Annotated in this window: 16 protein-coding genes and 1 tRNA gene; 10 read left to right on the top strand and 7 right to left on the bottom strand. The window is 25.7% G+C overall.

What is annotated here, in order from left to right:
* Positions 1-15: 15 nt before the first annotated feature.
* A tRNA-Arg gene (locus GQV94_RS02600) sits at positions 16-92 on the top strand.
* Positions 93-372: 280 nt separating this feature from the next.
* Here GQV94_RS02600 and fliP read toward each other — a convergent pair.
* Complete coding sequence (gene fliP / locus GQV94_RS02605) at positions 373-1,110, bottom strand: flagellar type III secretion system pore protein FliP (protein ID WP_200169406.1); 738 nt, start codon at positions 1,108-1,110, stop codon at positions 373-375.
* Positions 1,111-1,264: 154 nt separating this feature from the next.
* On the opposite strand from fliP, the gene glmU reads away from it, so the two are divergent.
* From glmU to GQV94_RS02645, 8 genes are all read left to right on the top strand, one after another.
* Positions 1,265-2,551 carry a bifunctional UDP-N-acetylglucosamine diphosphorylase/glucosamine-1-phosphate N-acetyltransferase GlmU gene (gene glmU / locus GQV94_RS02610; RefSeq protein WP_200169407.1) on the top strand — a complete coding sequence of 429 codons (1,287 nt, stop codon included), beginning with the start codon at positions 1,265-1,267 and terminating at the stop codon, positions 2,549-2,551.
* Positions 2,548-3,702, top strand: a complete 1,155-nt coding sequence (gene coaBC, locus GQV94_RS02615; protein ID WP_200169408.1) for a bifunctional phosphopantothenoylcysteine decarboxylase/phosphopantothenate--cysteine ligase CoaBC — start codon at positions 2,548-2,550, stop codon at positions 3,700-3,702. Before glmU ends, coaBC begins: the two co-directional genes overlap by 4 nt.
* Entirely contained in the window at positions 3,699-4,313 is a 615-nt protein-coding gene (locus GQV94_RS02620) for a hypothetical protein (protein WP_200169409.1), read from the top strand. Before coaBC ends, GQV94_RS02620 begins: the two co-directional genes overlap by 4 nt.
* Before the next feature lie 2 nt (positions 4,314-4,315).
* Positions 4,316-4,984: a polyprenyl diphosphate synthase gene (gene uppS, locus GQV94_RS02625; RefSeq protein WP_200169410.1), complete on the top strand. Its 669-nt coding sequence runs from the start codon at positions 4,316-4,318 to the stop codon at positions 4,982-4,984.
* Entirely contained in the window at positions 4,981-5,754 is a 774-nt protein-coding gene (locus tag GQV94_RS02630) for a prepilin peptidase (RefSeq protein WP_200169411.1), read from the top strand. Before uppS ends, GQV94_RS02630 begins: the two co-directional genes overlap by 4 nt.
* Positions 5,738-6,763 carry an LptF/LptG family permease gene (locus GQV94_RS02635; RefSeq protein WP_200169412.1) on the top strand — a complete coding sequence of 342 codons (1,026 nt, stop codon included), beginning with the start codon at positions 5,738-5,740 and terminating at the stop codon, positions 6,761-6,763. Before GQV94_RS02630 ends, GQV94_RS02635 begins: the two co-directional genes overlap by 17 nt.
* Entirely contained in the window at positions 6,763-7,485 is a 723-nt protein-coding gene (gene truA / locus GQV94_RS02640) for a tRNA pseudouridine(38-40) synthase TruA (RefSeq protein ID WP_200169413.1), read from the top strand. Before GQV94_RS02635 ends, truA begins: the two co-directional genes overlap by 1 nt.
* A 62-nt stretch (positions 7,486-7,547) precedes the next feature.
* Complete coding sequence (locus GQV94_RS02645) at positions 7,548-7,964, top strand: copper resistance protein CopD (RefSeq protein ID WP_200169414.1); 417 nt, start codon at positions 7,548-7,550, stop codon at positions 7,962-7,964.
* On the opposite strand, the gene trmA is transcribed toward GQV94_RS02645, so the two are convergent.
* From trmA to GQV94_RS02665, 4 genes are read right to left on the bottom strand one after another with little or no spacing between them, the layout of a single operon-like run.
* On the bottom strand, positions 7,951-9,027 hold the full coding sequence (gene trmA, locus GQV94_RS02650) for a tRNA (uridine(54)-C5)-methyltransferase TrmA (protein WP_200169415.1): 1,077 nt from the start codon (positions 9,025-9,027) through the stop codon (positions 7,951-7,953). The two genes, GQV94_RS02645 and trmA, sit on opposite strands and share 14 nt — an antisense overlap.
* A complete protein-coding gene (locus tag GQV94_RS02655; RefSeq protein ID WP_200169416.1) occupies positions 9,024-10,745 on the bottom strand; it encodes a Na+/H+ antiporter NhaC family protein in 1,722 nt (573 codons plus the stop codon). Before GQV94_RS02655 ends, trmA begins: the two co-directional genes overlap by 4 nt.
* Positions 10,742-11,491, bottom strand: a complete 750-nt coding sequence (locus GQV94_RS02660) for an SDR family NAD(P)-dependent oxidoreductase (protein WP_200169417.1) — start codon at positions 11,489-11,491, stop codon at positions 10,742-10,744. The genes GQV94_RS02655 and GQV94_RS02660 overlap by 4 nt, the downstream gene beginning before the upstream one ends.
* Complete coding sequence (locus GQV94_RS02665) at positions 11,488-12,708, bottom strand: ankyrin repeat domain-containing protein (protein ID WP_200169418.1); 1,221 nt, start codon at positions 12,706-12,708, stop codon at positions 11,488-11,490. Before GQV94_RS02665 ends, GQV94_RS02660 begins: the two co-directional genes overlap by 4 nt.
* A 116-nt stretch (positions 12,709-12,824) precedes the next feature.
* On the opposite strand from GQV94_RS02665, the gene GQV94_RS02670 reads away from it, so the two are divergent.
* On the top strand, positions 12,825-13,274 hold the full coding sequence (locus tag GQV94_RS02670) for a methylated-DNA--[protein]-cysteine S-methyltransferase (protein ID WP_200169419.1): 450 nt from the start codon (positions 12,825-12,827) through the stop codon (positions 13,272-13,274).
* Here the strand turns inward: GQV94_RS02670 and GQV94_RS02675 are convergent.
* Positions 13,263-14,207 (bottom strand): hypothetical protein, encoded by a 945-nt coding sequence (locus GQV94_RS02675; protein WP_200169420.1) that lies wholly within the window; start codon positions 14,205-14,207, stop codon positions 13,263-13,265. The two genes, GQV94_RS02670 and GQV94_RS02675, sit on opposite strands and share 12 nt — an antisense overlap.
* Positions 14,204-16,066: a methionine--tRNA ligase gene (metG, locus tag GQV94_RS02680; protein ID WP_200169421.1), complete on the bottom strand. Its 1,863-nt coding sequence runs from the start codon at positions 16,064-16,066 to the stop codon at positions 14,204-14,206. The genes GQV94_RS02675 and metG overlap by 4 nt, the downstream gene beginning before the upstream one ends.
* Positions 16,067-16,070 lie beyond the last annotated feature (4 nt).

Genomic DNA, 16,070 nt, shown 5'->3' on the forward strand with positions numbered 1-16,070 from the left:
TGGTAAATTCTAAATGTCCTCGTAGCTCAGCTGGATAGAGCACAAAATTCCTAATTTTGAGGCCGTGAGTTCGAATCTCGCCGTGGACACCATATAATAATTCTTAATCTAAAACTATCAAATAAATATCATTTTCAAGCTTTTTAATGTATCCAATTTACTATAATTGTATTTTTTAAAATTATTAGATTATGCACTTAAAATAAAAAAGTTAAATTTAGGCTTTTGCATAAATACAATAAATTATAATGACTTAATATAATAATTTAAACAAAGTAAAAAGGCATATTTTTTAATAAAAAAATATTTTTTAGATATATTTCATAGATTATATTTTTAAAAATCAAAAAAATATTTTAATATTAATTAAATTTAAGTTACAAAACTTTCTACTAATCTTTGCACTAATAAATTCCATCCATCTACTAAAACAAAGATAAGCAACTTAAAAGGTAAGGATATCATAACAGGTGGAAGCATCATCATACCCATTGCCATTAATACAGAGCTTACGACCATATCTATAACTAAAAAAGGAAGATAAATTAAAAAGCCTATTTCAAAAGCTGTTTTTAATTCTGAAATCATAAAAGCTGGCACAAGAACACTTAAAGGAACATCATCTATGGTTTTAGGGTTGGGTAAGTTACGAATTCTATAAAATAAAGCAAGATCTTTTTCTCTTGTATTTTTTAGCATAAATTCTTTAAAAGGTTTAACTCCTTTAGTAAAAGCTTCTTCATAGCCTATTTTCTCTTCTAGATAAGGTTTAACTGCTTCGTTATATGATTTTGTAGCCACAGGTTCCATAATGAAAAAAGTTAAAATAAGAGCAAGAGTTATTAAAATAGTATTAGGTGGCATACTTTGCGTTCCCATAGCTTGCCTTAAAAAAGAAAAAACAACAATCAAACGCAAAAAAGAAGTCATAACAAAGATAATACTTGGAGCTAAAGCAAGTATAGTTAAAACAATGATAATATTTAAAGTTGTTACAAGCTGATTTGGGGTATCAGGAGCGCTTAAGCTTAAATTTACAGTAGGAATTGTTGCTTCTGGAGCAGCAAAAAGACTTAAAGAAAATAAAAATAATACAAGAATTTGCTTCAAATTTTTTAACCTTTGGAATTTCTTTTTTTTGGTTTATTTATAATTTTAATTTTATCTTTAGATGATTTAAAACAAGTTTAACTTTGGTCTTTGATAAACTTTGCTTAACTTTAAGCTGGTAAAATACTTTATAAAATTTCAAATAAGGTTTTAAATGCAAAGTTCTATTTTAATTTTAGCTGCTGGACTTGGAACAAGAATGAAATCCAACAAGCCAAAAGTTTTGCAAAAGATATGTGGAAAAAGTATGATTTTACATATACTTGAGAAAGCTTTTAAGATAAGCGATGATGTAAGTGTAGTTTTATCTCACGAAAAAGAATTAATTGAAAAAGAAATTTTAGAGCATTTTCCAAAAACGCAAATTTTAGAACAAGATTTAAACCATTTTCCTGGAACGGCAGGAGCTTTAAAAAATTATACTCCAAAAGCAAAACAAACACTAATTTTATGTGGAGATATGCCTTTAATTAAAGAGCAAAGTTTAAAAAAGCTTCTTGATACAAGTTATAGTTTTAATGTTGCAATTTTTAATGCTAAAGATCCTAAAAATTATGGAAGAGTAATCTTAAAAGAGAATTCTTTAGAAAAAATTGTTGAATTTAAAGATGCAAATGAGGAAGAAAAAAATATTTCTCTTTGTAATGCAGGAGTTTATGCTATAGATTCAGAACTTTTAATGCAAGTTTTGCCTTTAATTGATAATAAAAATGAAGCTAAGGAATATTATTTAACCGATGCGATTAAGCTTGCTAGAGAAAAGGGTATTTTAATATCTCCTATTTTTGTTGATGAATTTGAATTTATGGGTGTTAATGATAAATTTGAGTTGAGTAAGGCTGAAGAATTAATGCAAGATGAGCTTAAGAAGTATTGGATGAAGCAAGGAGTAATTTTTCATTTGCCTCATACGATTTATATTGATTGTGAAGTTCGTTTTGAGGGCGAATGCGAAATTTATGAAAATGTTCGTATTGAAGGAAAAAGTCTTATTGTAAATTCTATTATTAAGAGTTCTTGTGTGATTGAAGATAGTGAAGTATTTAATAGCGATATAGGACCTTTGGCTCATCTTAGGCCTAAAAATATAATTAAAAATTCACATATTGGAAATTTTGTAGAATGCAAAAATGCAAAATTAAATAAAATTAAAGCAGGGCATTTAAGTTATCTTGGGGATTGTGAGATCGATGAAGGCACTAATATAGGTTGTGGTGTTATTACTTGTAATTATGATGGTATTAAAAAACATAAAAGCATTATAGGCAAAAATGTTTTTATTGGTTCAAATTCAGAACTTATAGCCCCTGTTAAGATAGAAGATGATGTGATTATAGCGGCTGGAAGTTGTGTTGATAGAAAAGTGGAAAAAGGAGCTTTATTTATTAATAGAGCCACTAGTAAAATAGTTAAAGACTATTTTTATAAAAAATTTCAATGAAAACTTTACTTTTAGCAATTAGTGGAAGCATAGCTTTTTATAAAGCTTACGAGTTGATATCTTTATTTAAAAAGGAAGGCTTTAAAGTTAAAGTTTTATTAAGCAATGGGGTTTTAAAGTTTGCTTCTAAAATGAGTTTTGAAGCTCTTTGTGATGAGGTTTTGTATGAAGAGAATGAAACTTGGAAAAATTCAAATAATCATATAGCTTTCAGTAAAGATTGCGATCTTATACTTTTTGCACCTGCAAGTGTTAATTCTATCAATAAACTTGCTTTAGGAATTTGTGATAATTTATTTATACAAACTTTAATTGCAGCTAAACTTCCTTTGATTATCGCTCCAGCAGCAAATACAAATATGTATTTACATTTTAGTGTGCAAAATTCTTTAAAGCTTTTAAAAGAGCAAGGTGTTTTGATAATAGATCCTATTTGCAAAAGACTTGCTTGTAATGATGAGGGTATAGGTGCATTAGCAGAAGTTTTAGATATTTTTAATATTACTAAAAGAGAGCTTTTAAAAGAAAAATTCTTTATAAATAAAAGCGTTGTTGTAACTGGTGGAGGCACAAGAGAAAAAATTGATGAGGTAAGATGTATTAGCAATTTTTCAAGCGGACTTATGGCTAAAGCCATAGCAGATGCTTTTTATTTTTTAGGTGCTAAGGTTATTTTTTTAAGTAGTATAGACTTTAAAACTCCTTATAAACTTTTTAAATTTGAAAGTTCGAAAGATTTAAAAGAACTTTTAATAAAAAATAAAAATGAAGATTTTTTGATAATGAGTGCTGCTGTCAGTGATTTTGTCCCCATAGTGCATAAAGGAAAGATTAAAAAAAATGATTATTTAAAAGGTTTAGAACTTAAACTTTTACCTAATGAAGATTTGCTTAAAAATTTAGATTTTAAAGGTAAAAAAATAGGATTTAAATTAGAACTTGATGAAAAAGATGCTATAAAAAATGCTAAAAATTCATTAAAAGATAAAAAGCTTGATATGATATGTTTAAATATTTTAAAAGAAAAAAATTCTTTTGGATCTAATTTAAATGAATTATTGTGTATTAGTGCAAAAGATGAGATATTATTTTCTATGCAAGATAAAAAAAGTCTAGCCTATAAACTTGCTTATAAATGTAAAGAGTTATGAGTATTATTAATCCAATATTACCTATACAAATTGAAGTTCTTGCTAAATCAGGTTATGGGCATTATACCTTACTTATTAACAATAAAAAAGTTCAGACTAAGAGTATGATTGAACTTGAAGTTGGGGTGCAATATTTAGTAGAGCTTTATAATGATAATGGTGGAATAATTGAATTTAAAAACCTTTATAAAAAACCTAATATAGCTTTTTTTGAGGAAGGTTTATCTTTAATAACAAGTCTTTTAGAAGAAGAAATAGATTTTAAAAAATTTATTTTACAAAATCTTATAGAATGTAAAGATAGACAAAAATATCATATTTTAAAAGAAATGCTTTTTGCAAGTTTTGAAAATATATATCATATTCCTTTTGTTTTTGAAAATAAAGCCGCTCTTTTGCAAATGAAAAAAGATAAATTTTTAGAAATTTATCTTTTTTTTAGTGTTTTTGGACCTTTAAGAATTCTTATTAAAGAAGATGAAATTTTAATTAAAACACCTTTTTTAAAAGTGCAAAAATTTTTAAGTGAGCATTTAAAATTACAGGTTTTACAGGATGTAAATATAAAACCTTTGTTTATATTTAAAAAATTATTTGATTTTAAAGGATGAAAATGAATAAATTAAAACACCTTGCCATTGTAATGGATGGTAATAGACGTTGGGCTAAAGCTAAAGGAGTTTTAGCAAAATTAGGCTATTCTCAAGGTGTTAAAACAATGCAAAAAATTATGGAAGTTTGCGTTGAGGAAGGAATTTCAAATTTAAGTCTTTTTGCCTTTAGTACTGAAAATTGGGGACGCCCAAAAGATGAGGTTGAATTTATTTTTAAACTTTTAGATCGCTGTTTAGATGAGGCTTTAGAAAAATTTGAAAAAAATAATGTTTGCTTAAAAGCAATTGGTGATTTATCAAGACTTGATAAAAATTTAAGAGAAAAAATAGCTTTGGTTGAAGAAAGAACAAAGCATTGTAATTTACTCTATATCAATTTAGCTATTTCTTATGGATCTAAAAATGAAATTGTTAGAGCTGCAAAACGGGTATTAGAAAAAGGTTTAGAGCTTAATGAGGAAAATTTAAGTAAGAATTTAGATTTGCCTTTAGATGTAGATTTGCTTCTTAGAGTGGGCAATGCTAAAAGACTTTCTAACTTTTTATTATGGCAATGTGCTTATGCTGAAATATATTTTAGTGAAACTTTATTTCCAAGTCTTACTAAAAGAGAGTTTAAAAAGATTATAAAAGATTTTAAAAATCGCGAAAGAACTTTTGGTTTATGATAGTTTTTTTGCTGATTTTAGGAGCAAGTTTAGGTTCTTTTTGTAAAGCTTTAGCTGATCGCATTATTTATAAGCAAAAGATTTTTTCTCCTAGATCTTTTTGTTTTAATTGTAAAAAGAAATTAGGAATTTTAGAATTAGTTCCTATTTTTTCTTATCTTTTTTTAAAAGCAAAATGTAAATATTGTAAAAATAAAATTCCTTTTGAGATATTTTTAAGTGAAATAGTCGGTATTTTTTTAATTTGTATTGCTTATTTTTACAATGTAAATTTATATGATTTTATTGTTTTTTCTTTTTTTATTTTCAATTTATTTTTACTTTCTTTAATCGATATAAAATTAAAGGCTGTTCCAGAAATTTTACTTTGGAGTGCTTTTTTTCTTGCTGGTTTTTATACTTTTAAAATAGAAGAAATTTTTTATATCTTTGTTTTTGAAAGTTTAAAAGAAGGATTTTTATTTTATGCTATAAGTTTTTCTGGAATTTTATTTTTATTTAAAAGTTTTATTCTTTTTTTAACTAATTTAAAAAGAGAAAACAAAATACTTGATAATCTAGGAGATGCAGATATTATTATAATTGCTTGTATAGGAGGAATTTTAGGTTTTAAGGATGGATTTATCACTTTATTTATTGCTTGTGTTTTAACTTTACCTTTTTTTATGATTAAAGTAAGAAAAGAGAAAGAACTTGCTATGATACCTTTTTTGAGTATATCTTTTATTTTAGTTTGGATTTTTAAGGTAAATTATGAAACTTTGTTATAAATATATTTTAAATCAATTTTTAAGTACAAATTTATCAATTTTTTTTACTTTATTTAGTATTGTTTCTATGGTATTTTTTATACAACTTGCTAAATTTACTTCAAGTATAGAGATTAGTTTTTTAGATCTTTTAAGACTTTATGGCTTTATGCTGCCAAGAATTTTGATTTTTACTTTACCTATAGCTTTTTTTATAGCTTTAACTTTGGCTTTTTATAGACTTTCTAAAGAAAATGAAAGTATAGTATTTTTTACATTAGGTTTTTCGCCTTTAAATTTAGCTAAATTTTTTCTACAGATTGCAAGTTGTGTAAGTGCTTTAATGCTTGTTGTGGCTTTGATTGTACTTCCTATTGTCTTTGAGCTTCAAGATAATTTTATTAACTACAAAAAAACTCAAGTTAAATTTAACTATAAAACAGGAGAATTTGGTCAGAAATTTTTAGATTGGATGATTTTTATTGAAAAAGAAGAAGCAAATGGATATAAAAATATTATTTTATATCATCCTAAAAAGCTAAAAACCGATAAAGAGCAATTTATCATTGCCAAAGAAGCCAAAGTATTATCAAAAGAAAATGGTCTTTCTTTTGAATTAAGCTCTGGTAAAATGTATAATTTTGAAGATAATCAAACTATGTTTATAGGAGATTTTGAAAAGCTTGTAATTAATACTCAAGTAGATAATTTAAATCCTAAAATAAAAAGTTTTTATGAATATTGGAGTGATATTTCCACAAATGAAGAAAAAGCAAAGGAATTTGTTATATATACTACGATCGCTCTTTTTCCTTTGGCAAGCACTCTTTTTGCTTTAAGTTTTGGTATAGTAACTTATCGCTATGAGAAAGGTTTTATTTATTTTGGTATGTTTGGGGTAATTGGTGTATATTTTGGACTTTTAAATATTTTTCATCAGCCGCCAATTTTATCTTGTATTTTAATCTTTTTAAGTGTATTTTTTATTTCATTTATATGTTTTAAGAAAATGATTTTAAGTCGTTATTAATGAAATTAAAGATTATTTTTTCTTATGATGGTTCGGCTTTTTTAGGATCTGCAAAACAACCTCATAAAAAAAGTGTTCAAGATAGTATTGAAAATGCTCTTTCTCATCTTGGAATTTACAATCCTTTTTTAATGGCTTCAAGAACAGATAAGGGAGTGCATGCCAATAACGCCACAGGTTGCGTGGAGTGTGGCAATCATTTTAAAGATTTAAATTACCTTAAAAATCAACTCAATAAATACACTCATCCTTTCATACATATAAAACAAATTCAAAAAGTAGAAAAAGATTTTGAAGTTAGGTTTGATGTTAAGGCAAGAGAATATCGTTATATATTTAATCACGATCGATTTAACCCTTTTTTATCGCGTTATGTTTATTTTTACCCCTCCTTCGACATTGATAAAGCAAGTGAACTTCTTGCTTTATTTAATGGAGAGCATAATTTTAAATTATTTCAAAAAGAAGGAAGCTCTATAAAAAATACAATAAGAAAAATGTATTTTACCAAGGCTTATACTTATAAGAGATTAAGTATTTTTACTTTTAGAGCTAATGGTTTTTTAAGAGCTCAAATTCGTTTAAGCGTGGCTAGCGTTTTAGCTGTCTTGGAAAATCGTTTAAGCAAGGAGCAACTTAAAGAACAAATTGAGGCAAAAAAAGAGCATTGCAGAGTTCTAGCTCCTCCTAATGGTCTTTATTTGCATAGAATTTTTTATTAATTAACATAAATTAATTTTTTTATTTTATTTTTTATATAAAATATAAGAAAAAAGGAGAAAATATGAGCGAATATTATGTATATATTTTACTTATCCATTTAATTTGTGCTATATTTTTTGTAGGGTATTTATTTGTTGATATTTTTATTATAAGAAAAATAAAAAAGAATTATGCTAATTTTGATTCTAAACTTTTATCAAATACGGCGATTAAAATTATGCCTTTTATAGTTTTAATATTATTTTTAAGTGGAGGAATGTTAGCGAGTTTTCATTTTAAACCACTAAATGGTTATTTTGCTTTAAAAATTTTTTTAGCTTTAGTTATTTTTGTTTTAGTGTTATTTTCTTTATCTTGTCGTTTTATATTTAAAAAATCAAATCCTTTGGGTAAGATGATACATCCTATTGTTTTTATCTTAGCTATAATGATTGTAATTTTAGCAAAATTGATGAATTATTTTTTTATATCTTTTTGAGTAAAACCCCGCATTCTAAATGTTTGGTATGAACGAATTGATCAAAAAGTGCAAATTTTATAATTTGATGAGTTTTTAAAAGAAAATTTAGATTTTCTTTTAAGCTTAAAGGATTGCAAGAAATATAAATAATACTGTCATAATTTTTTATTAAATTTATAACTTCTTTATCAAGTCCAGATCTTGGTGGATCAACTAAAACGTGAGAAAAGTTAAAATCATCAAGATTGATATGTTTTAAACGATTAAATTCCCTCTCTTTTTTAAAGGCTTTGCTAAGTTCTTCGCTTGAAAGTCTTATAAAATCAATATTAGAAATTTGATTTAATGTGCAATTTTTTAATGCAAATTGTATATTTTTTTTAGAAAGTTCTGTAGCTAATACTTTGTTAAAACAAGAAGCTAAAGCTATTGTAAAATTTCCATAACCACAATAAAGTTCTAATAAATCTTTTGTTTTTTCTTGTTTGAGTATTGTTAATACCCATTCTATCATTTTTTCATTTATTAGGGTGTTTGGTTGTATAAAACAATCATTGTCGAATTCATAAATAAATTCTTTATCAAAAATATTTAAATTTTGGGTAAGAATTTCTTTTTGAAAAACTAGTTTTTTCTTTTTACTTCTTGCAATAAGATTTAATTGTAATTCTTTACTTAAACTAGAAAGTTCATTTTCTATTAAATTTATATCTTTATGATAAAGTAATGTGGTACTTAATTCTTTTTTACTTGCTAGAAATTCTACTCCAAAAAGTTTTTCTTTTAATAAATATTTTTTTTTTATATAATTGAGCAATAAAGGCATAATATCGCAGATTTTTTTATCGCAAAAATCTAGAGTATTAACAATATATTTTTTCTTAGTTTTTTCATCAAACATAGCATAAAATATATCATTATTTTCGTGATAAAAGGAAAGTTCAGCTCTTGTTCTATAATGCTTAAAAGAAGATGGAAAAATTTGAAATTCTTCTTTATAGTTTTCTTTAAAAAGTTCTTTAATTTGTTTGATTTTTTCTTCTAGGGTATTGTCAATACATAATTTAGAAAAATCTTTCATTCAACTTTTTTTCCAATCATTCTTAGTAAAAATACAATAAGTATCAAATTTAAAGGTAAGACAATCCATACACTAAGCCCTAAAGAAATAGGCAAGTAACCAGTGATTAAAGAGATTGCGCAAATAAATAAAGCATAAGGAATTTGAGTTCTAACGTGTTCCATATGATCACATTTAGCACTCATTGAAGAAAGTATAACATTATCTGAAATAGGTGAGCAATGATTTCCAAAAATAGCTCCTGTTAAAACACAACTTATATTAATAACCATATAATGATGTAAAGAATTTGGATCAAATTGATTTAGTTGTGCAATAGCATATGCTAAAGGAACAGCTAAAGGCATTAAAATACTCATTGTTCCATAGCTAGTTCCTATGGCAAAAGAAATTCCAGAAGCAAATAAAAATATAATCGAAGGAAGAACAAAAGATGGTAATTCTCCAACAAGAAGAGAAACTATATATTTTGAAGTTCCAAGATCTTTAACTATACTAGAAAGAGACCACGCAAGTAAAAGTAAAACTATGGTAAAAATCATAGTTTTCCAACCATAAATCCAAGTTTCTATTGCTTCTTTTAAATCAAAAATTTTTCTTTTAACTCCCATAAAAATAGCAACAATAGCAGAAAATAAAGCTGATTGAAATAAAACTATGGAAGAATCTGCATTTCCAAAGGTTGTTCTAAAAGCATAAAAAGACAAAGGATTTTCTTTAACTTGTTTTAATTCATCTGCTTCTAATACGCTAAGTCCATTAAAATAAAAACCAACAATACAAAGAAAAATTAGAACAAAAATAGGAACAATAGCACTTGAAGCCTTGATATTAATATGTTCTTTTGGTGCTAAAAATTGATCTTCTAATTCAGCTGTATTTAACGCTTGAGATTTTATTTTTGGTGCTACCTCTCCTGTAGTTCTAGCTCTTATTTCTGCGTGATACATTGGTCCAAATTCTCTTTTCATTAGTGCTGTCATTAAAACAAAGAAAAGCATAAAAATATTATAAAATCTATAAGGAATAGTTTCTAAAAAAATTCCAAAAGCACTAATATCTTCTATACCTATATGTTTATAAGCATTTTTAATTAAAGAAACTTCAAGACCTATCCAAGTAGAAATAATAGCTATCCCAGCAACTGGAGCAGCAGTTGAGTCTATAATAAAAGCAAATTTTTCTCTTGAAATTTTAAATTTATCTGCTAAAGGACGCATAATAGGACCAACAATTAATAAGTTTGCATAATCATCAAAAAATATTAAAAGACCTATAAACCAAGTATTTACTTGAGCACTTATAGTAGATTTAGCTTTTTTTGCAAAATTTAAAGCTATAGCTTTGGCTCCACCCATTTTGGTAACAAGGGCTACTAATCCTCCTATACATAAAATTTGTAAAATAATTCCAGCATTTAAAGGATCTGAAGTTGAGTGTAAAATATAAGAAATCATTTTTGTAAATGATTCTAAAAGAGCATTGTAAATATTTAAAAATTGTATTTTTTGGCTTAAAAAAATATTGGAAGATAAACTTAAAAGAAAAGTCCCGCTTAAAACTCCAGCAAACAAAGATAAAATAACATCCTTTGTAATAAAAGCTAAAGCAATTGCTATAATAGGTGGAACGAGGGTAAAAAAACCATATAAATTAGCATTAACATCAGCATTTCCAAACAATACAAGGGGCATTAAAAAAATTAATACAATTCTCATGAGAACCTCTCTATATGAAAACCATTCCAAGTTTGTGTAATTGGCATAAGTTCTATTTCATTAATATTAATGTGTTCTGGAAGATTAATAATAGAAACAATAACTTTTGCTATATCATTTGCACTGATAAATTTGGTATTTTCATAAATTTGTTCTGCCTTTTTTTTATCCCCTTTAAAACGAATTTCTGAGAATTCTGTTTTACAAAGTCCTGGAGCTATATTGGTAACTTTAATATTGCTTGATCTTAAATCATTTCTCAATGCAAAAGAAAATTGTCTTACAAAAGCTTTTGTGCCACAATATACATTACCACCAAAATAAGGATTTGTTGCTGCTACTGAACCTATGTTAAAAATATAAGCATTTTTTTGTTTTCTAAGTATAGGAATGATTGCTCTTGCAATATATAAAAAACCTTTAATATTTGTATCAACCATAGTATCTATATCTTCTAAACTTAAACTATCAAATTTATCTTGATTAAGAGCAAGTCCTGCGTTATTGATTAAAACATCAATATTTTTAAATTCTCTAGGTAGATTTTTAAGTTCTATATTTATTTGCTCTTTATTACGCACATCTAGCACAATGGTATAAAGTTTGTCTTTAAATTCTTCTTTTAAAAGAGCTAGTCTTTCTTTGCGTCTTGCTATAGCTATAACTTTAAAACCTTCTTGAATTAAAGCTTTTACGCAAGCTTCTCCGAAACCAGAACTAGCACCTGTAATTAAAGCTGTTTTCATTCTAAAGAGCCCCCATAAAATAAATTTTCATTAGGCTTAAGACCTAAAGATTGCAAGTATTTAGCATTTTCTTCTTTTTTAGCAGCTAGAGCAAAATCTAAAGCATTAAAACCTAGATCATCTTTCTCAAAAAGTTTTGCACCTTTTTGAACTAAAAGTTTTAAAATTTCTACATTTGCATATGCTGCAGCGTGCATTAAAACATTTTTAGAAGTATGATCAAGTGCACAAAAGGTTATAAAATAGGGTGTATTGCTTTCTATATTAGCACTTAATGCCAGTTTTTCGTTATTGTTAATATATTTATGATTTACATCTGCTTTATTATTAAGTAAAAGTTCAATTATATCTTTTTTTTGGAATTCTATAGCATAAAAAAGAGGAGTTTTACCAAAAGCATTTCCTTGATTTACATTTGCCCCTTGTTCAATTAGAAATTTTGTATTTTGATAATTTTCTAAAGCATAGAAAATAGCACTTTCATATCCCTCATTAAGATCAGCGCCAAAATTTAAAAGAGTTTGAATAATTGTTATATCTCTTTGATTTAATAATGCAGATCTTAATGCTATAGTAAGCTCCGATTTAGTAGGGTTATTTGCATAAATAAAATCTTTTAAACAGATTTCATCACAATTTTTATTTTCAAGTATTTGCGATATCTTAGAAATCTTTTTTATAATTCTTGTTTCACCAACCGCCCAATTTAAAAATTCATTTAGAGCTTGTTTTGCTAAAAAATTTGCCATTTCTTTGTTTAGATTAAATGTTTTTTGATAATAATCTTCTAAAGGTTTTAAACCATCATTATATTTTTGCCAAAAAGATTGATAAAGTCTAAAATTTCCTATACTTTGATAAGCCCAATATTTAAAGTAAATATTTAATGCTTGATATTTTTTATCAAGATCTATTTTCTTTTGAAGTTCTTTTTGATAGTTTAAAGGATCAAGTGAAATTTTTAACAATAAAAGATTAAATTCTGTAAGTTTAGGTAAATAAGATATGCCTGAACAAGAACTATTGCTTCCTCTTATTTCATTAGAAATTTTATAAAGATCTTTTGTAAAGATTACATTTTTTAGAGACTCTTTGCAATTATCAATTTTATCTACAATACTTTGATCAGATAAGTCAATTTTTTGATTTAAAATATCATTACAATTAAAAGCCAATATATATGAAAAAGATAAGATAATGAAAAATAAAAATTTCAATTTAGTCCTTCTTTGTGTTAAAATTTAGGTTTAAAATCGACATTTGATTTGTAATTTTTACTTAAAATAATTATGTGAAGCAGGATAATATATTTTTCTTTATTTAAGGATAAATAATGTTTAAAATTTGTTTTAAATCCCCTTTTTGTTACTTATCTCTACATAGTGATGGAAATTTTTTAACCAAAGTTAATTTTTATGAAAACTATTTTGAAGATAAAAGTTGTAAGATATTAGAACAAGCAAAAGAAGAATTAAATCTTTATTTTTTAGGAAAATTAAAAAATTTTAAAACACCTTTAAAATTTACGGGAAGCGAATTTGAGCAAAAGGTTTATAAAGCTTTGCTTCAAATTCCTTATGGAACTTTACTTACTTATAAAGATGTAGCTTTGAAAATATCTCATCCTAAAGCTTTTCGTGCTGTGGGTAATGCTAATTCTAAAAATGATATTCCTATTTTTATCCCTTGCCATAGAGTTGTAGCAAGCAATGGGATTGGTGGATATAATGGTGGTTTAGAAATTAAAAAATTTTTAATTGAGCTTGAAAAATCAGTTAAATAAATTTGATTCTTCTATTTGATCTTGTAAATAAAGATCTTTAATATACCTTCTATCTTTATCTAAAATAAGACAATATTTAAAATCTTTATTTTTTAAATCAAAAATATGAGAATAAGAAAAATCACAAAATAAAGAATTTTTTAAAGCACATTTAAAACCTTTAATATTTTTAAAATTTTCTCTAAAAAATTCAAAATCATTTTCATTAAAAACAAAAATAAGAGCTTTATCACTTTTTCCAAATTCAGCAATTGTAAAATTATGATATATAAAATAAATCTGAAAAAAATCGAGTTTATTTAAATTAAAGCGAATATTATGTTTTTTTTCCTGTAAAAAAAGTATAAAATCAGCAAAAGTTTGTGCATAGATAAAAGGAAGCTTTAAATTTTTAAAATATATATTTTCGCAAATTAAATTGCTATAAAAAGGGCTTGAACTTTCTAATAATTGAAAATCAGCTTTATGAAGTTTTATAAAATTAGCACAAAGCTTTAAAATATAATTTTCATTACCACAACAAAAAATTTCATTTTTATCAGCTTTGATTAAAGAATTAAAATCTAAAAAGATATTTTCTTGTAAATTTTTTAAATGAAATATTTTTGAAAAATGAATTTCATTAGGATTGCATAATAAAAATTCACATTCTTTTTCTTCACATACAAAACGTAAAAGTCTAAAAATAGATGTTTCTAAATTTGAACTTTGTAAATAGAAAATTTCTTTATCAAGAATAGGAATTTCTTTTTCATAGATAATAACAAAAGCACCTTTTTTAATAGCTTCTTCTATTGCATTTTCATCATTTGAAAAAAAAGCATAAGCATATTTTACTTCATTTAAACTAAGGCTAAAGCCTTCAACACTTAAGACTTTGCCTTCATTGATAATTTTTGTATTTAGAAGTTCATTGAGATTTGAAATATTCATCCTATTAAAGAGCCATTTTTTACCAGTTGTTCAGGAGTGATTAATACAAGTTTATCTCCACTTTTAGCACTAAGTATCATACCATCACTTTCATATCCAAAAATCTTAGCTTTTTTAAGATTACTCAAAACACAAATTTGTTTTCCTATTAATTCTTTTGGATTGTAATGCTTGGCAATTCCCGAAACGACTTGTCTTATTTCTTTATTGTCAAGTTCAAGTTCAAATTTTAAAAGTTTATCACTTCCTTGTATTGCTTGACAGTCTTTAACCAAGGCTATTTTAATTTCAATTTTGGAAAAATCTTCTATTTTAATTTTTGCTTTGCTTTCTTCTTTTATTTCATTTTCTTTTTGACTTTTTTGTTCAATTTTAGGAAATAAAGCTTCACAAGGAGAAGCTTTAAAATCTAAAAGTTCATTATTTAAAATAAGCTTTTGATAAGTTTCATTTGATATTTCAAAATTTAAAGCATTGGCAACTTTTTTTGTGCTTTTTGGTAATGCTGGATTTAAAAGTATGCTAACTTGCGCTAAGATATTTGCACAAAGGGAAATTAAAGCATTTGCTTTTTCATTTGCATTATTTTTAACTAAATTCCAAGGTTCATATTTGCTTATGCTTAAATTTGCTACATTTAAAGCTTTAAAAAGCTCTTCTAAATAATGATTAGTTTGTAAAATTTCTAAAAAATTAATAGCTTCTTTTAAATGCTTTTTTGCTTGATTGTATTCTTCATTAAAATATTTTAAAACATCTTTGCATTCTATATAATTTTGAGAATATTTTGCACTCATTCCTATAATACGCCCAAGTAAATTTCCAAATTCATTACTGAGTTCTGCATTGATGTGATTGATTAAAGATTGTTCATTAAAATCTCCATCATTACCAAAAGATACTTCTTTAAGGAGAAAATATCTAAAAGCTTCCAATCCATAGGTATTAGCAATTTTTCTAGGATCTACTATATTGCCTTTAGACTTGCTCATTTTTTCACCATCTTGTATCCACCATCCGTGTACTGCTATAAATTTAGGCAGAGGTAAATCTACACTCATTAAAAAGGCAGGCCAGTAAATAGCATGAAAGCGTAAAATGTCTTTTCCTACTAAATGTATATGTGCAGGCCAAAATTTTGAATTTTCATTTTGCAAGGAACTTACATAAATAAAAAGCGCATCAAGCCAGACATAAATAATATGTTTATCATCTTTTAGTTCTTTTGGGAGTTTAATTCCCCAATTAAAACTTGTTCTAGTAATAGAAAGATCTCTTAAACCATTTTGAACAAAATTAATAAGTTCATTTTTTTTATTTTTAGGCAGTATAGGATCGGCTTCTTTATACCATTTTAAAATTTTATCTTGATATTTTGAAAGTTTAAAAAAATAACTTTCCTCTTTTAAAAGAGAAGTTTCTTTACCACAATCAGGACAACAAAGATTAATTAACTGTGTTTGAGTGAAGAAGCTTTCGCAAGAAATACAATAATGCCCTTCATATTCATCTTTGTAAATATCTCCTTTTTCATACATTTTTAAAAAAACATTGCGAACAAAATCAATATGTTTTTGATCTGTAGTTCTTGCGTATATATCATAAGTAATTTCAAATTCATCCCAGAGTTTTTTAAATTCTAAGCTTATTTTATCGGCATATTCTTTAGCGGAGTTATTACGATTTTTAGCTGCTTGTTCTATTTTTTGTCCGTGCTCATCTGTACCTGTTAAAAATTTTGTCTCATATCCTTGTAAGCGGTAAAATCTTGCCATTGTATCAGCTAAAATTGTAGTATAAGCATGACCTAGATGAGGTTTGTCATTTACATAATAAATTGGTGTAGTTATATAACGCATATTT

The organism is Campylobacter sp. TTU_617 (assembly GCF_016599045.1).
Taxonomy (GTDB): Bacteria; Campylobacterota; Campylobacteria; order Campylobacterales; family Campylobacteraceae; genus Campylobacter_D.